At 36.6% G+C, this 26273-nt stretch carries 20 protein-coding genes; 3 read left to right on the top strand and 17 right to left on the bottom strand.

What is annotated here, in order from left to right; all coding sequences use genetic code 11:
- Positions 1-37: 37 nt before the first annotated feature.
- The 10 genes from ACZZZI_RS06885 to ACZZZI_RS06930 form a co-directional block, all read right to left on the bottom strand.
- Positions 38-1123, bottom strand: coding sequence for a glutaminyl-peptide cyclotransferase (locus ACZZZI_RS06885; protein ID WP_463489010.1), 1086 nt, complete (start codon positions 1121-1123; stop codon positions 38-40).
- Positions 1101-1466, bottom strand: coding sequence for a YraN family protein (locus ACZZZI_RS06890; RefSeq protein ID WP_316761853.1), 366 nt, complete (start codon positions 1464-1466; stop codon positions 1101-1103). The genes ACZZZI_RS06885 and ACZZZI_RS06890 overlap by 23 nt, the downstream gene beginning before the upstream one ends.
- 62 nt (positions 1467-1528) lie before the next feature.
- Positions 1529-3508, bottom strand: a complete 1980-nt coding sequence (gene dnaG / locus ACZZZI_RS06895; RefSeq protein ID WP_424056706.1) for a DNA primase — start codon at positions 3506-3508, stop codon at positions 1529-1531.
- A gap of 154 nt (positions 3509-3662) precedes the next feature.
- Positions 3663-4322 (bottom strand): SGNH/GDSL hydrolase family protein, encoded by a 660-nt coding sequence (locus tag ACZZZI_RS06900; protein ID WP_463489011.1) that lies wholly within the window; start codon positions 4320-4322, stop codon positions 3663-3665.
- 7 nt (positions 4323-4329) lie between these two features.
- Positions 4330-5892: a serine hydrolase gene (locus ACZZZI_RS06905; protein ID WP_463489012.1), complete on the bottom strand. Its 1563-nt coding sequence runs from the start codon at positions 5890-5892 to the stop codon at positions 4330-4332.
- A 55-nt stretch (positions 5893-5947) separates the two neighbouring features.
- The gene (locus ACZZZI_RS06910) at positions 5948-6883 is read right to left on the bottom strand and encodes a hypothetical protein (RefSeq protein WP_463489013.1); all 936 of its coding nucleotides are present in this window, start codon (positions 6881-6883) and stop codon (positions 5948-5950) included.
- A 146-nt stretch (positions 6884-7029) separates the two neighbouring features.
- On the bottom strand, positions 7030-8214 hold the full coding sequence (locus ACZZZI_RS06915) for a M20 metallopeptidase family protein (RefSeq protein WP_463489014.1): 1185 nt from the start codon (positions 8212-8214) through the stop codon (positions 7030-7032).
- Complete coding sequence (locus ACZZZI_RS06920) at positions 8201-8647, bottom strand: SPOR domain-containing protein (RefSeq protein WP_316761866.1); 447 nt, start codon at positions 8645-8647, stop codon at positions 8201-8203. Before ACZZZI_RS06920 ends, ACZZZI_RS06915 begins: the two co-directional genes overlap by 14 nt.
- A gap of 343 nt (positions 8648-8990) precedes the next feature.
- Positions 8991-12464, bottom strand: a complete 3474-nt coding sequence (locus ACZZZI_RS06925; protein ID WP_463489015.1) for a preprotein translocase subunit SecA — start codon at positions 12462-12464, stop codon at positions 8991-8993.
- A 138-nt stretch (positions 12465-12602) separates the two neighbouring features.
- Complete coding sequence (locus ACZZZI_RS06930) at positions 12603-12902, bottom strand: hypothetical protein (protein ID WP_424056697.1); 300 nt, start codon at positions 12900-12902, stop codon at positions 12603-12605.
- Positions 12903-13175: 273 nt separating this feature from the next.
- Between ACZZZI_RS06930 and ACZZZI_RS06935 the strand changes: the two genes are divergently transcribed.
- The 3 genes from ACZZZI_RS06935 (at position 13176) to ACZZZI_RS06945 (ending at position 15180) form a co-directional block, all read left to right on the top strand.
- Complete coding sequence (locus ACZZZI_RS06935; RefSeq protein WP_463489016.1) at positions 13176-13910, top strand: dioxygenase family protein; 735 nt, start codon at positions 13176-13178, stop codon at positions 13908-13910.
- A 72-nt stretch (positions 13911-13982) separates the two neighbouring features.
- Positions 13983-14486 (top strand): hypothetical protein, encoded by a 504-nt coding sequence (locus ACZZZI_RS06940; protein WP_463489017.1) that lies wholly within the window; start codon positions 13983-13985, stop codon positions 14484-14486.
- A 1-nt stretch (position 14487) separates the two neighbouring features.
- Entirely contained in the window at positions 14488-15180 is a 693-nt protein-coding gene (locus ACZZZI_RS06945) for a pirin family protein (protein ID WP_463489018.1), read from the top strand.
- A 1-nt stretch (position 15181) separates the two neighbouring features.
- Here ACZZZI_RS06945 and ACZZZI_RS06950 read toward each other — a convergent pair whose 3' ends face one another.
- The 7 genes from ACZZZI_RS06950 to ACZZZI_RS06980 form a co-directional block, all read right to left on the bottom strand.
- The gene (locus ACZZZI_RS06950) at positions 15182-15736 is read right to left on the bottom strand and encodes an RNA polymerase sigma factor (RefSeq protein ID WP_316761886.1); all 555 of its coding nucleotides are present in this window, start codon (positions 15734-15736) and stop codon (positions 15182-15184) included.
- A 126-nt stretch (positions 15737-15862) separates the two neighbouring features.
- Positions 15863-17746 carry an alpha-amylase family glycosyl hydrolase gene (locus tag ACZZZI_RS06955; RefSeq protein ID WP_463489019.1) on the bottom strand — a complete coding sequence of 628 codons (1884 nt, stop codon included), beginning with the start codon at positions 17744-17746 and terminating at the stop codon, positions 15863-15865.
- Positions 17747-17845: 99 nt separating this feature from the next.
- The gene (locus tag ACZZZI_RS06960; RefSeq protein WP_344765584.1) at positions 17846-19213 is read right to left on the bottom strand and encodes an MFS transporter; all 1368 of its coding nucleotides are present in this window, start codon (positions 19211-19213) and stop codon (positions 17846-17848) included.
- 116 nt (positions 19214-19329) lie between these two features.
- The gene (locus ACZZZI_RS06965) at positions 19330-21147 is read right to left on the bottom strand and encodes an alpha-amylase family glycosyl hydrolase (protein WP_463489020.1); all 1818 of its coding nucleotides are present in this window, start codon (positions 21145-21147) and stop codon (positions 19330-19332) included.
- 20 nt (positions 21148-21167) lie between these two features.
- Positions 21168-23486 (bottom strand): glycoside hydrolase family 65 protein, encoded by a 2319-nt coding sequence (locus ACZZZI_RS06970; RefSeq protein WP_463489021.1) that lies wholly within the window; start codon positions 23484-23486, stop codon positions 21168-21170.
- An 80-nt stretch (positions 23487-23566) separates the two neighbouring features.
- On the bottom strand, positions 23567-24265 hold the full coding sequence (gene pgmB / locus ACZZZI_RS06975; protein ID WP_344765578.1) for a beta-phosphoglucomutase: 699 nt from the start codon (positions 24263-24265) through the stop codon (positions 23567-23569).
- A gap of 87 nt (positions 24266-24352) precedes the next feature.
- A complete protein-coding gene (locus ACZZZI_RS06980; protein WP_463489022.1) occupies positions 24353-26272 on the bottom strand; it encodes a glycoside hydrolase family 13 protein in 1920 nt (639 codons plus the stop codon).
- Between the last annotated feature and the right edge of the window lies 1 nt (position 26273).

The following is a 26273-nucleotide window of genomic DNA, read 5'->3' on the forward strand; positions in this document are numbered from 1 at the left end:
AAATAAGATTTTAAGACTGATTTATCCTTAAATTGATTTATTTAACCCTGGAGATTTGGATGTGGAAAATATAAGGCCATTTCTTGCCCGCTACAAAAAGTCGCTTTCCAGCTTGATCGTAAGCAATACCGTTTAATACATTATTACCTCTTGCATCGTCTGTTTTAAAATAATCTGCAACGGGGAACAGACCAGTTAAATCTATTTTGCCTTCAACAGCTCCGTTTTCTGGATTGATGATTACAATTGTATTGGTTTGATAAACATTTGCGTAAATTTTACCGTCGATATATTCCAATTCATTTAAACTTCTTATTTCTCCTTTATCATCATAAACATCAATTGAACCTATTTGTTGATAGTTATCTTTATCCAGGAAATAAATGGTATTTGAACCATCGGAAGTAAGAATTTTCTGCCCATCAAAGGCCAAACCCCATCCTTCTCGGCTATAGGTTAGTTCAGCTAATTGCTTGAAAGTATCCTTGTCGTAAACAAAGGCTTTTTTATCCATCCAGGTTAACTGTAAGATTTTGTTGCCAATTATGGTTATTCCCTCACCAAATAAAGCCGTATCCAATCTTGCCCTTTGTAAAACTTTCCCATTTTGTACATTAACCTTACGCAAATCAGAACTCCCCTTTTCTCCTGTTCCTTCGTAGAAAAATCCATTATGATACTCTAAACCTTCTACGTAGGCAGAAGTATCGTGAGGAAGTTTTGAAATAACTTTATAGGTATATAAATCGGGCTCTTTAGCTGCAAGGATATTAATATTCGATGTTAAATCTTCCGATTCGCCAGCATTGTAAATTTTAGCCGTTAACAAATGGTTGCCAAGTTTCAAATCCGTTGTTGTAAGTTTAGTTGCCGTAGTATCTGTTTTCGAAATTGCTTTAACAGTATCAATTAAGTAAACTACAGAATCTACTTTCTTTTCTTTACCAAAGAGTATTTTAACATCAAAATCGTTTCCAGATTTTACGTTTAATCCTACTAATGGCGAAATAAAACTTCTGTAGGTAGCTTTTGTAGAAGAGTTGCTACATGAACTTGCAAGGCTAATTACAATTGCAATAAAGAGTAAGGTTTTAAGTTGGTTAATCTTCTGGCCAAAATGCATCTTCAATATGGTTTAAAATGTAAGTACTATCTTTTCTAAATGTTATTGCAATAATATCAAAACGAATTTCATTTTGATGATTCATAATTTCGATATAAGCTAATGAAGCTATTTCCATTTGTTTTTGCTTTGCTTTCTGTACAAATTCTTCAGGTTGCCCAAAAGCAACCGAACTTCTACTTTTAACTTCAACAAAAACCATGATGCCTTCTTTATAAACAATCAAGTCAACTTCGGCCTTTCCAGATACCCAGTTCTCATCAAGAATTTCATATCCATTTTTCTCCAGATATGATTTGGCCAGTTCTTCGCCCTTTCGTCCTAAATCGTTGTGAACCGCCATGTGTATAAATGAGTGAATTTAGATTTTTGAATGGTTAAAATAACGGCTAAAACCCCTTATTTCTATTTAACGATAACAGAGCCAAGGAACTTTGATATTTCACGCTCAACGCCTTTAATTACGCCATAACGCTGCATTAAAATCATTTGATTGTCGTTATCCTTTTCATCTTTAATTTCCTTTAAAAGGTTTGATAAAATTTTATCGACCTTACGTTTTTTTAAGTGAAAAATACCACCCAAAATAGTTGCTTTTAAATGCATGGATTCATCTTTAACATAGATCTGATGTTTATTTAACCAGTTCTCACTTAAAGCATATTCTGACGTGGAGAGGGTAATTGCCAAATCGGCAATATCTCGATCTTCATGTTTAACAAAGTGATTTGCAGTAGGCAAACGGCCATTGTCGATTTCCGACTTGTAATACTCTATAATCTTCTTACAAATTTGATTTTCAAATTCTACATCAGCCAGATTTTGCATGATGAAAGAACCGATCACCATATCATCAATATTATCCCAATTTACAAATTCATGGCCATAAGCTAACAATAGGCGAATGATTTCCTTTTCCTGGTTTTCGTCCGTTTCAACCGCCTGACCAGGAATAGAAGGCCCTGCCTGGTCATCCCATAAATCATCTGGTGGACCAAGTGGCTCTGGCGGACCCGATGAATATGGATTACCGCTGTTATTATTATTTGCTCTTTGATTACTTTCGAAAGTCTTTTTACTTTTAGCTGAACGCATTTTATTGAGCTCTGAGAGCAAAATACTTTCTTCAATTTGCAACAAGCTGCTACTCTCCCTTATAAAAACCGATGCTTTTATCGGATCGGGAATTTTAGCAATACTTTCTACAATATCACGAATAATGCCTGCCCTTTTTATTGGGTCGTTTCCAGCTTCTTTAAGCAAAACATTGGCTTTATAAAGGATGAAATCTTTGCGATTATCTTCTATATAAGTTTTAAAAGCACCAGCGCCTACATGATGCATATACGAATCGGGATCGTGACCATCGGGAAAAGAAACGATTTTTACGTTTAATCCTTCTTCCAAAATCATATCTAAACCCCGAAGTGAAGCCTTAATCCCCGCTGCATCACCATCAAAAAGAATGGTTACGTTTTGCGTAAAACGACCAATTAATTTAATCTGCTCAACGGTTAACGATGTTCCTGATGAGGCTACAACGTTTTCTATGCCTGCCTGATGAACGGAAAGTACATCGGCATAACCTTCGGCCAGATAACAGTTATCCAAATCGCGAATTGCTTTCTTAGCATGAAACAAGCCATAAAGCACATTCGATTTATGGTAAATTTCGCTTTCAGGAGAGTTTACATATTTGGGAACATTTTTATCTGTTTTTAACGTTCTTCCTCCAAAACCAATTACTCTTCCCGTAAAGTTGTGAATTGGGAACATTACACGACCGCGAAAGCGATCGTAAATTTTGCCATTATCGTTTTTAATGGATAAACCTGTTTGTTCTAAAAATTCTAATTTATGACCTTCTCTTATAGCACTTTGTGTCATTGCATCCCAAACATCGGGCGAATAACCTACTTCGAATTTCTTTAAAATATCTTCTCTAAAACCTCGCTCTTTAAAATAGCTCAAACCTATGCTTTTACCTTCGTCGGTTTCCCAAAGTTGCTTTACAAAAAAGGCTGCTGCAAATTGAGAAACGATGTACAAACTTTCCTTTGCATTTTGAGCTTCAGCATCCTGAGGAGATAATTCTGCCTCTTCAACTTCTATATTGTATTTGTTAGCTAAAAATTTAAGTGCTTCGGGATAAGAGTATTTCTCATGATCCATTATAAAACGGACAGAATCGCCCCCTTTACCACAACCAAAACACTTATATATCCCCTTAGTTACCGATACGTGAAATGACGGTGTTTTCTCGCCATGAAAAGGACAGTTTCCGATTAAACTTGTTCCGCGTTTTTTTAAGTGCACAAAATCCCCTACTACCTCCTCTATACGGGCGGTATCCATTATCTTATCTATTGTTTCGCGGTTTATCAAAATAGTATCAAGTAGTTAGTATCAAGACTGGGCTTTTAACACCGCTCTGTCTTTACATCAAATCCCTAAAAGGGCTTTTCTTTTATATGTTTATTTTTAATTGTGAAATACATGCCTCCCGAGTTGTATTAATCCCCTTCGGGGAATTAGGAGGTTACTTTACTAGAGGCAATAACTGATCTGCAACCAGCTTATTACCAGTTTCATTTAGGTGTACCCGATCAACGGTTAAAATACCCTTCTCTTTATCTTCTGGATTATTTTTGGCTTCGTACTCGGCAAATACCTTTCTTAAATCGCATACGGGTAAATTGTTTTTAGCGGCTAGTTGTCTGATTCCTTCTGCGTATTTATTTAAGTCAGCATCAAGTTCATTTGTACCGTCTTTTTTTTCGCCAACAACCGAAGGCGTTACCAATACAACTTTACTTCCAACGCCTTGAATTTTGTTAATCAGTGCCTGGTAGAATTTTAAGTATTTATCGTAATCGGTTCCTGTATGCGAAGATTGCTTATGCCATACATCGTTAATACCAACATAAATTACCACTAAATCTGGTTTTTTATTCAATACATCATCTTCCAAACGCAGGTATAAATCATAAACTTTATTACCACCAATACCCGCACCAATTACATTGTATTTGGTAGAATCAAGTGCTTTTTTAATTAACGTAACATAACCATTGGCAGATACACCTTGTTGTGTTATTGAATCGCCAAAAAAGATAATGCGTTTCGGTTTAAATGTCATTGAGGTTAAAAATAGGACGCATACAGAAAAGAATAATGTAATTTTTAGTGTGGTTCTCATGGTATGATTATTTGGTTTTTTTAAAATCTAAATCCTGGAAATCAAAGCTAAAATCTGTTAGCGGCGAAATTGCTGCTATTTTAAATCCGTTTGCGTTTGCGTTATTATCAAGCGTGAAATTCACAAAAGCATCGGCATCTAAGCTTCTATCGTACCATTTTACAATAAACGTATTGCCTTTATAAAAAGTCAGATCTCCTTTTAGCTTTGGTGCATTTTTAGCTTGAAAATGCATTTTTCCATTAACTTCACTAATGGTAACCTGCCCAAACCAGGCATCATTATAGGTACCAAAATAGCTTTTTACATCAGGCTTAATGGTATTATTCTTTTGTTGTGATTCAATATCGCTAGAAACTTTAGCTACCATTTCACTAGCCTGCTTCTCATTTTTAAGTCTGTTATCGTTATAGGCTTTAATCCTGTCTTGCCCTTTAATACCTAAATAGCCATCTCTAATGGAACTTGTTATTGAATTAAATGCAGCTCCAGATTGTTGATTGGTTAAGACTATAATGCCCAACTTCATTTCAGGAATAATGGTAACCTGTGTTACAATACCCGATAAGCCGCCAGTATGTGTGGCCTGAAATTTTCCGTTAACATTACTTAGAAACCAGCCTAACCCATAACTACTAAAGCTCGATGGATTTCCTCCGGCAATAATGGTTTGTGGTGTCCACAATTCTCTGTGTATTGCAGAACTAAAAAGTGATTTATCCAATTGATCACCATATTTACCACCATTAATCATAGCGGTAACCCATTTACTCATATCGGTTACGTTAGAATAAATTCCGCCAGCTGCATTTGCAACCTCACCAAAGCTTAAACCTACAGGAAGTAACTTTCCTTCGTACGGTGCATGTCCGTCGATTACGTTCGACTTATCCTTTAAACGATACCAGGATGCAGCAGTTTTGCTCATTCCAAGTGGTTTAAAAAATCTGGTTTCTATAAAATCTTCGTAAGTGATGCCCGAAACTCTTGCAACTACATCGCCTGCTACAATGTACAATAGGTTATCGTAATCATATTTTGTACGGAAAGATGAAACAGGTTTTAAATATCGAAGATTATGGATAAGTTGTTTTTTATCAACAGTTGACGAATCTGGCCAAATCATCAAATCGCCAGCACCTAAGCCTAAACCGCTACGGTGTGTAAGCAAGTCGCGAATGGTAAATTCTGAAGTTACAAATGCATCATACATCTTAAACTCGGGGATTACATCGGTAACTTTTGTATCCCAGGTAATCTTTTTTTCATCAACCAACATACCTAATGCAGCTGCTGTAAATGCCTTGGTATTCGATGCTACACCAAAAAGTGTATTTTCATCAACTTTCTGGTTGGTTTTAATAGAGCGAACACCATAACCTTTCAAATGAACGACTTTGCCATCTTTAATTACAGAAACAGCAATTCCAGGGACATTAAAAGTGCTTAAGGTTTTTTCTACAACACTATCAATCTGTTTTGAAGTTAAAACCTGTGCCTGTAAGGTTGTTGCTGAAATAAAAGCTAATAGAAATGTTAGCTTAATTTTAGAAGAAATGAATGAATGCATTTATCGATTATTTTGAAGGTTAAAGATAATAAATCTTTTTATCCGATAACCGATCCTACTTTCCGAGCTTGTAATCTTTATGTACAATTAAAAAACTGGCCCGTTCTTCCTTTCTAAAAGGATAATCCCAGTTGCCCTGATAAGTAATTTTGGTTGGCAATTTATCCTCCCCAAAATAACCCATTTCAATGTTCATCTGCACATTAAAATCGAACAGCATATTGCCATACTTCATATCTACATAGCGACCAAGAATATTGAAATTACGTTTATCAAAAATGGTTACCAGCTCCTTAATCATAATTCCATCTTTAGTCCAGCTGCTTAAATCGGGCTTAACTGCAACTTTAAAACGATATACAGGAATAGAATCCAGATAAGTTCCGCTGGTAAAAGAGTAATCGTAATACTGACGCATATTCGCGGTGAATATTTCAGTTTTACTGCCTATAAATGGAACCTTAACTGGTCGGCCAGGATTAAAAATTAAGGTTTTCAATTTTGCTTTATAACCTTCGTTTGTTCCACCTTTACCATCTTCTGCTGGCGCGTTTGGTACAAAATCGGTATTATAAGCATTCATGAAGATATAATCGAACATTTCAACGGTATAAAGCTGATATTTTCCATTCTTCTTATACATTTTCCCTTCATCTTCTTTAACAAGGTATTCCATTTTATAAGGACCATTGTTATTGTGTCTTATTTTACGGTAAATTCGGCCATCTACTTTGTTCTTTTTATCGTAGCTGTAAATTCTGTTTTCGGCAATAAAACTGTAACGCTTCATGTCTCTGAAAGATTGATAGAACGACGTATCGTTAATTACCTTATTTATAAAAGTTTCAATATTCAGCTTTTCTGCTTTAATATTAACACTCGAATCGAGGGTAATGGTTTTAATGGTATCGGGATTAAAACGATCGATTATCTGACTATATCCTGTAAAGAAAAATGATGATAATGCTATAATTAACAGTAATTTTTTCATGTAGTGCTCTGTATTCAAAAATGATGCCCTTTTTGAGATTGAAAATGGATGATGGGATACGGATGATAGAGAATGCAGGTTGAAAAAGTAATGTATTGATTCAACTAATTATACCATCTCCAATTTTACATAATTCTCTCTTTATATTAATTCCCCAGCTGTTTAAGTGCAATATAAGCCATTAAACCTGTTGAAATTTTAAGTGCATCTTCATCAATATCAAACTTAGGTGTATGTACCGAATATTCTGTGTCTTTAATCTTGTTTCCTGTTCCTAAACGATAAAAACAAGCGTCTGTTACTTGTGAGTAGAAAGAAAAATCTTCGGCAGCCATCCAGATATCTAAATCAACAACATTTTCCTTGCCCAAAAAATCTTCTGCAAAACCTTTGGCATTTGCGGTTAATTTTTCTTCATTAATTAAAAATGGATAACCTTTATGAATATCAAAATCACAGCTTCCGCCCATGCTTTCGGCCATACCTTCAGCCATTTTTTTCATTCGCTTATGTGCTTCTGCTCTCCAGTTTTCATCCAGGGTTCTAAATGTACCTTCTATCTTAACTTCGTTTGGAATAATATTAGTTGCGCCATTTGCGGTAACTTTTCCGAACGATAAAACAGATGGTAAACGTGGATCTGCATTGCGACTTACAATTTGTTGTAGTGCAACGATGATGTGTGAAGCAATTAAGACTGGGTCGATGTTTTGGTGCGGTTGTGCACCATGACCACCTTTCCCTGTTACGGTTACATATAATTCATCTGTTGATGCCATATATATCCCCGAGCGGAAACCAACTTTGCCCGATTCGATTAAAGGCATAACGTGCTGACCGACGATGTATTGTGGCTTAGGATTTTCTAATACACCTTCCTTAATCATAATACTGGCACCACCTGGTAATAACTCTTCTGCTGGCTGGAAAATTAATTTAATCGTGCCTCCAAATTCATCCTTTAACTGATTAAGGATATAGGCGGTTCCTAAAAGTGATGAAGTATGAACATCGTGCCCGCAAGCATGCATTACACCATGGTTTTTAGAGCGATAAGGCTTATCATTATCCTCATGAATTGGAAGCGCATCCATATCGCCACGAAGTGCAATGACTTTCTCTGATGGAAGATTGCCTTTAATTAAACCAACAACACCAGTATTGGCGCAGCTTGTAAATTCAATTCCCCATTTTGTTAACTTCTCTTTAATAAATAATGAGGTTTCAAATTCTTTAAAAGATAATTCGGGATTTGCATGTATATGACGACGATAACCTACTACATCGTTAAAAATGTTTTCGGCTAAGTCTTTAATTTTATTTTTGATCATCTGTTGTGCTATCTAATACTGGTGCGTTAATTTTTTCCCTGAAAATAAATAATGTTGGGAAAGTTGGTCTGAGTTCGCTCATCAAACGTTGGGCTTCGAGCCTTGTTCTAAAATCGCCAACACGTAAATAATAATTGGGTTCCTTATAAATGATATAAGTATTGATTTTGGGATAACTGCCTTTAAATTTGGCTTGCTGATTAAACATTTCCCGCCGATCGGAACCATAAAAAACCTGAACCCGATAACCATAATCAGAAACGACTGGTTTATTTGGTTTTGCAGAAACATCGCCGCCTGTTCGGTATACTTCAATCCTTTTAGCAATCAAACTATCTATCATCGGATCTTTTACCACCGTTACCTCGCCCTTTTGAGCAAAAGAAGCTTTGAATAAAAAAAGGAAGCAGGCAATGGTATAAATTATTTTCATGACTATTTGGATTCGATTAGGCTAAAATTAAGAATGAAGAAATCTTTACAAAAATCGGCATTCTTTATGGGTTGTGCAAATGTTAGCTATTCTTAATCGATGGTATCAATTTATTCGAATTTTGATTTAGCACATCTTTTTTGATTTTGATAATATCAAAATCTTTAATAAACTGCTTTACCATTAAACTTTTATCATTGGAATTTTAATCAGCAATGTTTCCTTATATCAAAAATATTGAATTATTAGCAAAATATAGGTAATCAAACAGACCATATTTCTTTACACAAAAAAAGCCCCGACTGTTGTCAAGGCTTTGATTTATAAATTTATTTAATTCTTATTAGCTCGCTCCGTGGCAGTTTTTATATTTTTTACCGCTACCGCAAGGACAAGGCTCGTTACGTCCAACCGTTGCTTCTTTACGAATTGGTTGTTGAGGAAGTGCTTCGCGAGTATCTCCAAATTCAACACCTGGTTGCTCTGCGCCAAACTCTTGTTTAGTAGTTTGCAACTTTGGTTGTTTTACCGGAGCTGGTGCTTCTCTAACCTGATCTGGTTCTTGCTGAACTGGAATACCACCTTTATATAAGAAACTTACCACTTCTTTATTAACTGCGTTAAGCATGTTTTTAAATAAGTTGAAGGCTTCCATTTTATAAATCACCAATGGATCTTTTTGTTCGTAAACTGCATTTTGAACAGATTGTTTTAAATCATCCATTTCACGTAAATGCTCCTTCCAGCTATCATCGATTAAAGCAAGAACAATAGTTTTTTCGAATGAACGAACAACTTCTTTTCCTTTATTATCAATTGCTTTTTTCAAATCAACGGAAACTTGAATACCACGAATTCCATCCGTAAAAGGAACTACAATTTGTTCGATATGCTGACCGCGTTCTTCGTAAACCTGAGTTAAAACAGGTAACGATTGCTGAATAATTGCCTCAGATTTACGGGCATAAAATGTTTCAGCCTCATCGAATAATTTTTCGGTTAAAGCCGTGATATTACTTGTTGAGAATTCTTTTTCTGTAATTGCGGTATCAACAGAGAAGTTTTTAATTACCTCAAGCTTAAAGCCTTCGTAGTTACCTTCAGTTTTGTATTCGGTAACGATATCTTCTGCAACATCAAAAACCATGTTGTTCATATCAACATCTAAACGTTCGCCGAATAAAGCATTTTTACGCTTAGCATAAATTACCGTACGTTGCGAATTCATTACATCATCGTACTCCAATAAACGTTTACGAATTCCAAAGTTGTTTTCTTCTACTTTCTTTTGCGCACGTTCGATCGATTTTGTAATCATGGAGTGTTGAATCACTTCTCCATCTTCAATACCCATACGAACCATAATGCTTGAGATTCTTTCAGAACCGAATAAACGCATTAAATTATCTTCTAGCGATACAAAGAACTGAGATGAACCTGGATCACCCTGACGACCAGCACGACCACGTAACTGTCTGTCGACACGACGAGACTCGTGACGTTCAGTACCTACAATAGCCAAACCACCCGCTTCTTTAACACCTGCTCCTAACTTAATATCGGTACCACGACCAGCCATGTTGGTTGCAATAGTTACCTGACCAGCCTGACCAGCTTCGGCAACGATATCGGCCTCTTTCTGGTGCATTTTAGCATTTAATACATTGTGTTTAATTCCGCGAAGTTTAAGCATACGACTCAATAACTCTGAAATTTCAACCGAAGTTGTACCTACTAATACCGGGCGACCAGCTTTTAATTCTAATTGACCAGTTTGAGGATTTACCGCAGGAATTAAAGCTCCTTTAGCATCTAACTTAGGTACAATTCTACCTGTAGCATCGAACTTAACAACTGGCTTGCCATCTTTTTGTTTAACGTTACCTTCTTTATCAAGCTCGTACTCTGGCTCGTAATGTGTGTAAGGGAAAACTAAGAATTGTATTTCGGCAGCAACTGCGTTGTATTTCTCACGAACGGTACGGTAAACGTAATCCTGGTCATCAATTCTTGAAATATTTCTATTGGTTGGAATTTCAACTACATCTAATTTATAGATAGACCAGAACTCACCTGCTTCTGTAGTTGCTGTACCCGTCATACCGCAAAGTTTGTGGTACATACGGAAATAATTTTGCAAGGTTACTGTTGCATAAGTTTGAGTAGCATCCTCAACCTTTACATTTTCTTTAGCCTCAATTGCCTGGTGTAAACCATCAGAGTAACGGCGGCCATCCATAATACGGCCCGTTTGCTCATCAACAATTTTAATTTTTCCTTCATCGATGATGTATTCCACATCAATTTCGAATAAAGTATATGCTTTTAATAACTGGTTAACCGAGTGAATACGTTCTGCTTTTACAGAATAATCACGCATTAAAGCGTCTTTAGTTACTACTTTTTCCTCTAAAGGCAAATCAGATTTCTCTAACTCAGCAACTTCTGTACCTACATCAGGCAAAATAAAGAACTGAGGATCTTCACCTGATTGCGTAATTAACTCGATACCTTTCTCTGTTAACTCAACCTGGTTATTTTTTTCGTCGATATAGAAGAACAATTCAGAATCTACCTTTGGCATATTCTTAGATTGATCTGCCATATAGTAGTTCTCTGTTTTCAACAACAAACCACGAACGCCACTTTCACTTAAGAATTTAATTAAAGCTTTGTTTTTTGGTAAACCACGATAAGCACGTAATAATGCTAAACCACCTTCGCCTTCTTCGGTTCCAGAGTTACCTGCATTTATTAATTTTTTCGCTTCATTTAAAGCTTGTGTAACGTATGCTTTCTGTGCATTAACCAAACGTTCGATGCGTGGTTTCAACTCATAAAATTCGTGTTGATCGCCATGAGGAATCGGACCTGAAATAATTAAAGGTGTACGGGCATCATCAATTAATACTGAATCGACCTCATCAACCATTGCAAAATGAGGCTTGCGTTGCACCAATTGGTCTAGTGTTTGCGACATATTGTCACGCAGGTAATCAAAACCGAACTCATTATTTGTTCCGTAAGTAATTCCAGCAGCGTAAGCTTGTCTTCTTTCTTCCGAATTTGGTTCGTGCTTATCAATACAATCTACACTAATTCCGTGGAACTCGAATAAAGGACCATTCCACTCACTATCACGACGGGCAAGGTAATCATTCACTGTAACGATGTGAACACCTTCGCCAGCCAATGCGTTTAAATAAGCAGGAAGCGTACTTACCAAGGTTTTACCCTCACCTGTAGCCATCTCGGCAATTTTCCCGCTGTGCAAAACAACACCACCAATTAACTGTACATCGTAATGAACCATGTTCCAAACAACTTCAGTTCCGGCAGCATCCCAACGGTTAGCCCAATGTGCTTTGTCGCCAACAATTTTTACATTGCTTTTGCGAGCTGCGTAATCTCTATCAAATTGCGTTGCTGTAACTTCTAAGAAATCGTTTTCGCTTAAACGACGAGAAGTTTCTTTAACTACAGCAAAAGCTTCTGGGAGAATTTCTAAAAGTACTTTTTCTAACTCCGCATCACGGTCTTTACCTAAAGCATCAACCTGATCATACAAAGCTGTTTTTTGATGAAGATCTAAATCTCCGTTCTCTGCATCTGCTTTTAAAGTAGCTATTTTACCATCGATATCGGTTAAAAATGCAGAAATTCTGCCTTTAAACTCTATCGTTTTAGCACGTAACTCATCATTGCTTATAGAAGATAACTTAGCGTATTCTTCATTTATTTTAACAACTAATGGCTGTATGCCCTTTATATCTCTTTCTGATTTACTTCCGAAAACCTTCGCTAAAAATCCTAACATTATATTTTATTCGTATTTATTATTTAAAAAAACAGGTGTATTACAACAACCAAGCCATGCCTTATTACAAGTCATTTTGGCTGTTAATGGTATAAATGGGGTCAAAATCTTATTGCAAGATTTTTTTGTAAGAAGAGATTAAGGGCTATTATTTTTAGGTTTTTTACGGATGGTTAAATCGGCAATAACCTGATTTGCACTCACATATTTTTCAACTTTTAATGGATTTTGAGTTCCAATTAAAGCAAGACTGGTGTACGATAACAGATAAGGATTGCGATCTTCATTAAGTTGAACGGAACCTTTATCAGCCGTATTAGTGCTAATTTTATGCTCATTACAATATTCGTTTAATATCCTTAGCCCTTCAACACGTTCGGCCTTTGCCAAATGTGTTAAGCTAAAAAATACAAGAGATATGGTAACTAGGTGTTTCATTATTAAGCGGCAAAGCTAATTTTAATCTTTTACAAAAAGAAATTAGATTATTGCAAAAACTGTTCCTCATTTTTTAACCGCTCCGCATTTCTGCTATTATCCTATCAATAGTTTATAATCATAAAGAGATTTTTACAGATAATTTTGGCTGCTCTTTCCTTAAAATTCAAGCATTTAACGTTTCAAAACATTTGTTTATCGATACATTTGTTACAGACAAATTCTTTCTGTGCACCTTTAAAATAGGTAACCAACTAATAAAAACATATTACCATGGAAAGAAAGAATTTCATCAGGAGTTTAATGATTGGAGCAATCTCAACTCCAGTTATTATCGAAGCCTGTAAAAAAAGCAGCATCACAGATGGCACAACTTCGGGTTCAGGTTCAGGAAGCGCAGGCACAACGACTAGCACAAACGGAAATTGTACGGTGGCTCCAACAGAAACTGAAGGCCCTTTCCCAACAAAAGTTCCAGCATCTTATGTAAGAAGCGATATTACCGATGGAAGAACGGGCTATAAAATGACTGCAAAAATCACAATTGGCAATATAAATAATAGTTGTGCAGCGTTAGCAGGTGCAATTGTAGATATCTGGCACTGCGATGCAGAAGGTAATTATTCGGAATATGGAGGCTCGGGTATGCAAAGTACCAACTACCAATCCGTACATTTTTTACGTGGCCGCCAAACTACCGATGCGAACGGGCTGGTAACTTTTACGTCGATTTTTCCAGGTTGGTACAGCGGTAGAGCAACACACATTCACGTTCATGTTTATAATGGCGCAGGAACATCTTTAATGGTTACCCAAATTGCTTTTCCCGAAGGCTCGGGTTCGTCTGTAGCATTGGTTAATGGCTATAGTAAAGGCCTAACTGGTTATACCTATAATAATGCAGATAACGTTTTTAGCGACGATAAAACAGGTATTGAAATTGCAACCGTAAGCGGAACTTTAACCGCTGGTTTTGAATTAACCTTTAAAGTAAATGTAAAAGCATAAGAATTATAATTGTTTGTTTATTTTTATCGAGGCGTTAGGAATTGATTTCTTAACGCCTTTTTTTAACTCCTTATGACTGAAAAAATAATCACACTGTGCTACCGAAAAATAATTGACATCAATAATTCCAACCCATGGGATAAATTTGTACATGAAGATAGTTTCATCGAGTTTAAAATGCAATCGCAGTTATATAATCAGGAAAAACAATACAACACATTTGCTGAAATGAATTTGAATGTTTCTGGAGCTGATAAATTACATTTCTTGGTTGGGGGCTCAATTGTGGGTTATTTACAGCAGCTTAATGGTGTTATTCCAGATATTTTAGATGATTTAGGGAGACGTTTCCTAACATTTGAAAATTTCAAATTCGAGTTAATCAATTCAGATATCAATAATATAGAAAAGCATAAAATTGCAATAAATTACTTTTGCAAACCATTGCTGTGGCACGATACAATTGGAGAGCACCTTTTAGTTTCTCAATTTAAAGAAAACCTTGAGGAAGAGATTTTTACTAATTTATTTCAATTACAACCTTTCTTAAGCATTCATTCTATCAAAAACATTTAATATGGATTCGCCAGGCAAAATATATTTAGCAGACCAACGTGGGCTGACCGAGACTTCGATTTTACGAAGATATAGCACTTTTAATTTCGAAAAGTATTTTAACGAGTTTAAAGAACCTATTGGCAGCTTGTTTCTTTGTAATGATGAATTTATTGCAGGAGGAAAATTAACGTTCTTTTTATGCAAGGCTAACTCTACTCAAATTTTTATACCAATAACTGGTGGAATCGATATTGTTGCGAAAACAAAAGAGTACGCTGTTGAAACGGGCCAAGTTCAAATTTTGAATATGGAAAAAGGAGAGGTTTTAGAAATCAGTAATCCTTATAAAGATGATACTATTAATTACTTACAGCTTGGAATTAGTAATGAAGATTATTTCTTCAGCAAAAACACATCATTCGATTTCGACTTTGAGAAAAACCCAAATCAACTTATAGAGATTATTAATGATGGTAAGTTACCTTTCAAATTAAGTGTAGGTCTTTTTGCTGGAAGAGAAGAAGCTGTTTACGAAATGAAAAGTTCTGCAAACAGCTTTTATACTTTTATTGTTGATGGTGCTTTTGAAATTGAAGGAAGACTAATGCATGCAAGAGATGGATTAGCACTTTGGAATACGAAAAAAATAGAATTAGAAGCGCTTAGCAATAATGCAATTGTTGTGGTTTTGGAACTATTCCCAATATTCTAAATCAGTTTTTAAGTTCTTTGCGTAATACTTTTAATGCATCGTAAATGGTATTGTAAGCCGTTTTTATGGTTTGACTGGTTTGTTCTGCAATTTGCTCGTAAGTTAATCCATCAAAAAATTTAAGGTGTATAAGTTGCTTTTGCCTGAAAGTTAATTTTTCCAATGCATTTTTAAGTTGATGCTTAACCAGCTCATCACTTTGGACCTTAACGATAAACTCTTCGTAACTCATTTCCATCCACTCGCCATCTGCACCAGCATTATTTAATGCAATGCTTAACTTTTTCTTACGCTCGAGGATTCGGAGTAATTTCCTTTTAAGAAAAGTCCGCAAATATGCCTCAACATTATCTACCCGATTTAAGGTTTCGTGCTTCTCCCAAATGGTTGTAAAAACCAGATCAGTAGCCTCGCTTGATAAATCGGCATCAGCACAAACACGAACTCCAAAATTTACCAGGGGATAATAAAGCGCTTTATAAAGATCAAAAAAAGCATCCTTATCTCCAGTACGTAACCGTTCCCATAGCAAGTGATGCGTTAATTTGTTCTCCATATTTTAGTTAGTTGTAAGGCGGTAATGACAGCTAAAATAGACAATAATAACACAAAAAAACCTCCGATAATCAGATTTCTTTTATAAAATCTGATTATCGGAGGTGAAGGCAAGATAAATCAATTATTATTTTAATGCTTGTTTGCTAAATATATGATATTCGCCTGGAGCAAGTGTTGCTAAATAGGTGTTTGATGATAAATTTAGTGTGCTTCCAACTGCATCAATCCAGGTTCCTGACGAACCAAAATCGATATCTGCAGTTTGATTTACCACATCAAAATTCCCAACCACAACAACGGTATTAGCGCCTTCAACCAATTTAATATATTTAATTCCTCCGGCTAAATTATAAGTCGAACTGGTTGAATTAAAAATTGAGTTATTCTTTTTTAAACGGATGAATTTGGAATAAGCATCGTACAAAGCTTTACGATTTGGATCACTGTAATATTCCCATCTTATCGGTTTCTCGCCTGTTCTTCCATTGAAATCGATATTAACATCGTAACCTAATTCTCCAAATTGCCAAACCATTTTCGGCCCTGGGATAGCGAATAAAAATGCTGCAGCCATTTCTTCTCGTTTTAAGGAAGTAGCCAAATTGCCTTTTATCAAATAACTTCCAGACATATTCCCGAAAGATATATTTTTATAATTCAATCGCTCTTCATCATGACTTTCGCCATAAGCCACCAAATTTTCTGATTTCGAAAAACCATGATTTACGTAAAAACCCCATTGAAAATTAGAGTTTGTTAACCAACCCATCGTTGCCTCATTCATATTATAATTTAGATTATTCCAAAGCATCATACCATCATCTGCCAAAACCTTTTCTTCTGATTCTTCGGCGAAATGCTCTAAAATAACATAGAAATTATTTGGGTCGATCGTTTTGATATAGCTGTTGTAATCTTTCCAAATAGCTACTCTGCCTGCATCGTATTTTCTAAAAACGGCATCATCAGCAGATTGAGTTTGTGTAAATCCCTTTGATAAATCAAAACGGAAACCATCAATTTTATATTGCTGCATCCAGAATTTCATCACATCTTTCGAGAACTTTTTAGTAGCCGCACTTTCATGGTTAAAATCGTAGCCAACATTAAACGGGTGTTTTGCATCAACATTAAACCAAGGGCTATTCGCTGCTGGTTTCGATCCATCGAAATATAACTGAACCATGGGCGATTGTCCAAAAGAATGGTTTAAAACCATATCCAAAATTACAGCAATTCCTTTACCGTGGCATTCATCTATAAAGTTTTGTAAAGCTGTTTTAGTTCCGTAATATTTATCAGCAGCGAAATAAAAGGATGGATTATAACCCCAACTTAAATTCCCCTCGAATTCGTTAACAGGCATTAACTCGATTGCGTTTATCCCCAAACCAATCAAATAATCCAATTTCGCTAACGTTGATGCATAAGTATGCTCAGTCGTAAAATCGCGGATTAGCAATTCATAAATGACCAGATTATTTTTTTCAGGACGAACGAAGCCATTATTTTTCCAGTTGTAAGTTGGTTGATTTGCTTGCATCACACTTACAATACCCGTTGTTTTCCCTGTTGGATAGGCTTTTAAATTTGGATAAATACTTGAAGTGATATATTTGTCATTATCTGGGTCAAGCACTTTCTCACAATATGGATCGGCAACCTTTAACTTTCCATCAACATAAAATTGATAAGTATATTCAGTGCTCGGATTTAAGTTATCGATTTGAATCCACCAGGTATTTCCGTCGCTAGTTTTCTTCATTACGGAAGCTGTTGTAGACCAGTCATTAAACTCTCCGATTAAAGAAACGGAGTTTTTTCCAGGTGCATAAAGGGTAACAATGGCTGATGTTCCGTTGTTAATGAAGGCAACTCCATCTTTTGCACCAGCAGGTAAATCTACAGACGGTAGAGTGGGAATTTCTGTTCCGCCATCCGTTGAGGTTTTTTTGCAGGAGGTATTGAATGCGGCTACGAACAGCAATAGGTAAATGATTTTTCTCATTTGGTTAGGGATTTATAGAGGATTTTCGTCATTGCGAGGCACGAAGCAATCTTAAAGCTATGGTAGTAAGATTGCTTCGTACCTCGCAACGACAATTAATTAAACTGATCTATTTTCTTCAATAGCCAGTTCTGAAGCTAATGTTTCATCCGTTTTCTTTGGTTCTCTGATGAACAGGTAACAAATCACAGCGGCTAAAATCATCAAGCCACCGCCCAACTGAACGGCTAAAAGTCTGTCGTTATTTAAAACATTGCGCATTAACCAGCCAAAACCTAGTGAGGCGATAATCTCTGGCAATACAATGAAGAAATTAAAAATCCCCATATAAATACCGATTTTATCTTTTGGTAGTGAACCGCTCAACATGGCATAAGGCATAGAAAGAATACTTGCCCAGGCAATACCAACACCTGTCATACATAAGTACAACATGTTTTTATCGTGAACCCAGGCCACGCTGATTAAGCCAATTGCACCGCAAAGCAAACATAAAGCATGAGTGGTTTTTCGGCCCAAAGCATCAGCAATTTTTGGCAGAACCAATGCAAAAAGAAAAGTGATCACACTATAATAAGCTAAAGTTAAACTTCCAAAATCGGCACCGTGAGCGTAAACTGGATCAGCAGCGTCTTTACCGCCAAAAACATTTACTGCAACGGCCGTTGTGTAATAAAACCACATTAAAAATAATCCTGGCCAGGTAAAAAACTGAACCAAAGAAACGATTTGCATGCGTTTTGGCATGTTTCTTAAAGCACTGAAAATTTCTTTTAATCCATTACTGAAACCTTTATCGCTTTGTTCTTTAAGCTCTTCTTCTCGAGGTGGGTATTCTTTGGTGGTAAAAACCGTCCACAATACAGCAGCGAAAAAGAAGAATGCGCCGATATAAAAAGAGAATTTTACGTTTTCAGGAATGTTTCCTTGCGTTGCAGTATTCTGTAGATGAAAAACATTATTCATCAACCAAGGTAAGGCCGAAGCAATACTTCCTCCCAAACCAATCATCATGCTTTGCATAATAAAACCACGGTTAACCTGACTATCAGGCAATTTATCGGTAACAAAAGCACGGAAAGGTTCCATCGCGATATTACCGAAAACATCTAAGATCCAAAGCAGACCTGCCGCCATCCATAAAACGCTGCTATGTGGCATAAAAATTAAAGCAATACTACTTACAATTGCACCAATCATGAAATAAGGTCTCCTTCTGCCCCATTTCGGGTGCCAGGTTCGATCACTTAAATAGCCTATAATCGGCTGAACCAAAAGACCAGTTAATGGAGCCGCTAAAAACAATAATGGAACCTGGTCGGGGTTTGCACCCAGGTTTTCGTATATACGCCCCATGTTGGCACGTTGTAAATCCCAACCAAATTGGATTCCGAAGAAACCTACACTCATATTGATAATTTGTGCAAGTGTTAGTTTCGGGTTCTCAAAAATTGTTTTCAAGCTCATTATTATTGGTTTTTTTAACCGCAAAGGTCACAGAGTGAAAAAGCGCTAAGGCCGCAAAGCCAGGTCTTCTATTCTTTGCGAAAATCTTTGTGTTCTTTGCGGTTAATTATAAAGGTTTAAAATTCTATTACTTGTGCCGAAACTGGCCCAAGTTTTACAGGAATACTCGTTCCTGCTGGTATATTCAATTTTCTGTCAGTAAGTAAATCTGTTACTGGAGAAGATTTTTTCACTTTTAAAATATGGTCGGGGATTTCGATATTGGCCTCTAAAGTTTGATTTCTATCGAAGTTAGCCACAACCAATAAACGCTGTTTGCCAGAATAACGAATAAATGCATACATGCGGTTATTCATATTTCCCGCTTGCGGAACATCGTAAATCTCACCGTTCACAACCGCATCACTTGTTGAAGTTACTTTTAAAAGCTGCTTATAATAAGCTCTTAAATTGTGCTCTGCCGCACTTAATTTATGTCCATCGAATAAACCGCCATTCATCCATTTTTGATGATTAGGAACGCCCCAATAATCAAAGATTGTGGTGCGGTTATCATCGCCACCGAAACCCTCAGCACCTTTTCCAGGTTCGCCAACTTCCTGACCGAAATACAACATTACCGGACCAGAGCCAAGCGTAGCCGAAACCACCATTGCAGGCAAAGCCAGTTCAGCTTTTCCTGCAAATCCAGCTGATGCAATCCGCTCCTCATCGTGGTTTTCTAAAAAGCGCAACATATTTTTGCCAAAACCAGCGCTTTCTTTCTGCCACACGTAACGAATAGCGGCTACATCTGCATGAGGTTCGTTTCTAATTAATCTTTTCAGTCCGTCATACAATCCGACTTTATCATATAAATAATCGAATTTTCCCTCTTCTAAATATTGTTTATACACTTGCGGATTATAAGCTTCGCCAAGGAAAATTAAATCGGGATTGACTTTTTTAACTTGTGGGATAACCCAATTCCAAAAAGCAATAGGTACCATTTCGGCCATATCGCAACGGAAACCATCTACACCTTTTTTAGTCCAATAGATTAAAATGTCACGCATTTTAGTCCAAACAGGCGGAATGGGTTCGAAATGATTTTGTCTGCCGTTTTGATAATCAACACCGTAATTTAACTTAATGGTTTCGTACCAATCATCATATTTCGGCGATGCAGTAAAAGCATCATTACCTGTTGCTTTTGCAGGATTTTCATCAAATTTTCCATCCTGTAAACCAGATAACGGCGTTTTTTGTCCGTTGGTTGGCACTACAAACGGCTGACCTGGGACATAATAAAAATCGTTCTGCGTACTGAAAGCCTTTGTTACATCATCCTTAGCGCCAAAATCGATTACGTTTTTTGGCTTAGCGTAAGAATGATAACTTCTGGCTACATGATTTGGTACAAAATCAATAATTACTTTCAGATTTTTAGCGTGTGTTCTTTTGACCAGAGATTCGAACTCTTTCATTCGGTTCTTTACATCAACGGCTAAATCTGGATTGACATCGTAATAATCACGAATGGCGTAAGGCGAACCAGCTCTCCCTTTTACAACATCTGCATCATCAACCTTAATTCCGTAAGCAGAATAGTCGGTTAAACTGGCGTGAGCGATAGCACCTGTGTACCAAATGTAGTTTACATGAAGTTCCTTAATGCCATCTAAAGCCTTATCTGTAATGTCATTAAACTTCCCTGAACCATTTTGTTCGATGGTGCCATAAGGAATATTTGTCGTGTTTTTATTTCCGAATAAACGGGGCAATAACTGATATATAACGATTTGCTTATCGTTCATATTTTTACTCTTTTTTTGTGCAAAGGATGTTTGAGAAATTAGTAAAAGGGAAACCGCAATTAAACAAGCTATCGCATTAAGATTGCTTCGTTCCTCGCAATGACGAGGAGTCGAAGCCAATTTCAATGCATTTTCCATTTTACATTTTACATCTACAATCATACCAACTCCGCGTTATTAACTTCGATTTCTCCGTTTCCAGCCAGTTTATAAACCTGGTTTCTGATTCCGATTTCTAAATCAACATCATTGTTATTTTTAATAGTGATGCCGTTTTCTGTGATGTTTATCTTCAAAGTTGCACCTCTAAAACCAATGGTAAACGAGAACGATTTCCACTGTGTTGGCAAGAAAGGATTGAAGTGCAATTTACCGTCGCGGACACGCATACCAGCGAAACCCTCTACCACGCTCATCCAGGTTCCAGCCATCGATGTGATGTGCAAACCATCTTCTGTATCATTATTGTAATCGTCTAAATCTAAACGGGCAGTGCGTAAATAAAATTCGTAGGCACGGGCCTCATCATTTAATTTAGCAGCTAAAATACTGTGTACGCAAGGCGATAAAGAACTTTCATGAACCGTACGTGGCTCATAAAAATCGAAGTTTCTTCTGATGGTTTCCAAATCGTAATCCTCTTCGAAGAAATACAATCCCTGTAAAACATCGGCTTGTTTAATAAATGGCGAACGCAAAATTCTATCCCAACTCCACTTCTGGTTAATTGGTCTTTCGCTTGCTGGCAAATCTTTAACTAAAGTTTGCTCTTTATCTAAATAACCATCTTGCTGTAAGAAAATTCCCAGATTTTTATCCTCTGGATAATACATTTTCTCGATGATATCTGCCCAATCGGCAAATTCCTCAACATCGAAATTTAAGCTTTTTAATAAGCTGTTATATTTTCCGGGCTGCTGATTTTTTACAATTCCCGCAGCTTCTGTTGCATATTTCATGCACCAGGTTGCCAATAAATTGGTGTACCAGTTGTTGTTTACGTTGTTCTCATACTCGTTCGGACCAGTAACACCAAGCATTACATATTGCTGTTTTTCGCCACTCCAGTTTACACGTTGTTTCCAGAAACGGGCAATGCCGATTAAAACTTCTAAACCGAAATCCGACAAATAACTTTCATCGGCAGTATAGCGGATATAATTGTAAATCGCGAAAGCAATAGCGCCATTACGGTGGATTTCCTCGAAAGTAATTTCCCACTCATTGTGGCATTCTTCGCCATTCATCGTCACCATCGGATACAATGCAGCGCCATCTTTAAAACCTAATTTCGCCGCATTTTCTATCGCTTTACCCAATTGCTTGTGACGATAAACCAGTAAGTTTTTGCTCACTTCCTGCGGAGCAGTTGCTAAGTAAAAAGGCACACAATAAGCTTCGGTATCCCAATAAGTAGAACCGCCGTATTTCTCGCCAGTAAAACCTTTCGGACCGATATTTAACCGATCATCTTTACCTGTGTAAGTTTGGAACAGTTGAAAAATATTGAAACGAATCGCTTGCTGAGCCGAAACATCGCCCTCAATGATGATGTCGCTTTCTTCCCATTTGGTTGCCCAAGCTTCAGTTTGTTCTTTCAATAAAGTATCGAAACCTTTAACCATAGCTTTTGTGATAACCGATTTAGCTTCTTTTAAAAGTGATTCTTTTGGATAATTTTCTGAAGATAAATTGGCTGCGATTTTAATCAAAGTGATTTCCTCGTTAGCTTTTACATCAACAGAAAAGGTTTGTCCAACGAATTTTTCTTTACGAACAGCCTCTGGATTGATAGCAACTTTCTCTGAATTTTTATATAATTCGATGTGACTTCCTGTACAAACCTCGAACTCCGTTTTCTTTGTTCTTAATTTGATGTAAGCTTCTGCCTCTTTGATTTCATCAGAAACCATTGTCCAGAATTTTTCATCGTAGTTGCTATCCTGATTTTTGATATCGCCATCGATGAAAGGCATCAATGTGATTTTGCCATCAAAGTTTACAGGCGTAATGCTATAACGGATTGCACCTACTTCATCATCAGCGATACTGCAAAAACGAGTAGCTTTTACTTTTACAGTTTTACCACTTTTCAGTTTTGCAGTGAAAGTACGCTCTAAAATACCAGCATGCATATTCAAAACACGTTTGAACTCGCTCACTTCAGCGGTTGCTAAATCTAAGATTTCATCCTCCAGTTTTACTTCGATACCCACCCAGTTTGCGGCATTCAAAACTTTGGCAAAATATTCTGGGTAGCCGTTTTTCCACCAGCCCACACGGGTTTTATCTGGATAATAAACACCCGCAACATAATTACCCAAAAGGGTTTCGCCAGTGTAAGTTTCTTCAAAATTGGCTCGCTGACCCATGCGGCCATTACCCAAACTGAAAATACTTTCTGAAATTTTATTTAAATGTGGATCAAAGCCTTCTTCGATAATGTTCCACTCATCTGCTTTAATGTAATTCTTCATAATTTAAGCTGTTGTCATGCTGAAGAATGAAGCATCTGTTTCATCGCTTGCAGATCCTTCGTTCCTCAGGATGACAAATATTATAATGCCTCTAAATCCTTAACTGTTAATTTATCTAAACCACTTACCACTACATCGGCTTCGGTTAGTACACTTTTTTCGCCAATACCAATGGCTTTCATACCACCGCGTTTGGCTGCTTCAACGCCTGCAACAGCATCTTCAAAAACAACGCATTCATCAGGCTTGAAGCCTAAAAGTTCGGCTCCTTTTAAGAAAACTTCTGGATCTGGCTTTGATTTAGTAACCATATTCCCATCTACAATTTCATCAAAGAAATGAGCCAGATTAGTACGTTCCAAAATGATTCCTGAATTTTTGCTTGCAGAACCTAAGGCCAGTTTATAGCCTGCTTTATGAATCGCTTGTAAAAAATCTACCGTTCCAGGTAAAACTTCAGCAGGTGTCATTTTAGTAATCATATCCACATACCAACTGTTTTTTAAAGTCGCTAACTCTTCCTTTTCAGCATCAGTTTTTTCTACATTGCCCCAAGCCAGAATTTTATTTAAGCTTTCTACGCGACTCACACCTTTCAATTGTTCATTCTGTTCTTCAGTAAAATCGAAGCCCATAGTATTGGCTAAACGTTTCCAGGCTTGATAATGGTAAACTGCTGTATCAACCAGTACACCATCCAAATCAAAAAGACAAGCTTTAATTGAGGTTGAGGGTTGAAGGTTGAAAGTTGAAAGTTCCGGATGTTTATTTTCTTGCATTGTTTTATAATATTTTAGTAGCGAGTATCAAGTATTAGAATAGATAAATGAACTCGCTTTCTGCTTTAGTCTTTTTGCTTTTACACTTTAATTTAGTTCTAACACTAAAGTTGTTTTTGCTGGTACTTTAATCTCTTTGATTTGTATATTTTCTCCTGAGATTACATTTTTTGCAGTTGTGATTCCTGCTGTACGTTCAGCAAATCTATCAGTACTTAGAGTTTTATCTTTTTCGGTGTTATTTACAACAACCATTACTGTGCCTTTCGCACTTCCATTATAGCGGAAGTAAACATAAATATCATCTTGAGGTACAAACTGCATTAACTTACCGTTTTGCAAGGCATCGCTATTTTTACGGAAGTTAGCTAAAGTTTTCACGAAATTGAATGCTTCGTTTTCTTTATTTGTCCTGTCATCGGCAATGAACTTATCTTTCTTATCTCCATTCCATCCACCAGGAAAATCAGAGCGGATTAAACCATCGGGATTAGAAAAGTTTTTCATCAAGATTTCTGTGCCATAGTACATTTGCGGAATGCCTCTCATGGTTAGCAGAATAGACATGCCCATTTTATATTTTTCGAAATCTTCACCAACCATCGAATAGAAGCGGCTCATATCATGATTATCTAAAAATATGCAATTTGTATTCGCGTTTTTGTAAAGGAAATCATGTGCTAACGTTGCATACAGGCGATTAATTCCATCTACCCAGCCGTTTTTCCCATTAATACCTTCATAAATGGCATCTTTTAATGTTGCATCCGTTATACCTTGTAAATGGGTATCAAAACCACGGTTAACCGTATTACCGCCAGTAAAAAATGCTTGATTAGCTACCGCGGTAACTAATGTTTCTCCGAAAACGGAAAGGTGTGGAAATTCGGCCTGTAATTTTAAAGCCCAGTCGGCCATGTAAACGGGATCGTTATATCCGTAAGTATCTAATCGCAAACCATCAATGCCAGCATATTCAATCCACCAGATGTGGTTTTGGGTTAAATAATTTTGAACATAAGGATTGGTTTGATTTAAATCGGGCATTGAAGGCACAAACCAACCATCGAGCATTTGCTTACGATCGGCAGCTGATGCATGAATATCCATTACGGTTTGATCGCGATAGCTTGTTTGTGTATATTTTGGCCATTGATTTAACCAACTTTTCATTGGCAAATCTTTATAAAACCAATGATGCGTGCCGATATGGTTGTGAACGATATCTTTAATCACTTTCATGCCTTTAGCATGAGCAGTTTCCACATATTTTTTATAAAGTTCGTTTGTACCGTAACGTGGGTCTATTTTATAATGATCAGTTACTGCATAACCGTGATAAGAAGCTTGTGGCATGTCGTTTTCTACTTCTGGAGTCATCCAAACAGTAGTTACACCTAAATCTTTAAGGTAATCCAGGTGATTAATTACGCCTTGAATATCACCACCATGGCGGTAATACATACTATCACGATTTAGTGCAGTTTCAGTTAAACCCTGAACCACATCATTGCTTTTATCGCCGTTTGAAAAACGATCAGGCATTAATAAATAAATAAAATCTTTTTGTGTTACACCTTGAATTCTACCAGGGCTTTTGTCGCGATTTTTTAATTCGTAGATATAAGAAAATAGTTTTTTGCCGTTGGCAGAAAAGTTTATAGGAAATTTACCTGCTTTAGCTGATGGAGTTAACTCTAAATCAACAAACAGATAATTAGGATTTTCGACTTTATTAACTTTAACCAGTTTTACACCTGGATAAGTTAGAGAAATTGTACTTGCAGCAATATTATCGCCATGAACAAGCAATTGTAATTTGGGATTGTGCATCCCTGTAAACCAGAACATCGGTTCGATACGCTCTAATTTTTGAGCGAAAAGATTAATGCTTGTAGAAAATACAAGAAAAGCAAATATTATAAGTTTAATTCCTGCTAAATGCAAGAATTTAGTTTGAGCATTATTAGAAAGAGAACGAACGGAAGTAGGATGTAATTTGATCATG

The sequence above is a fragment of the Pedobacter sp. AC190 genome (assembly GCF_979258025.1).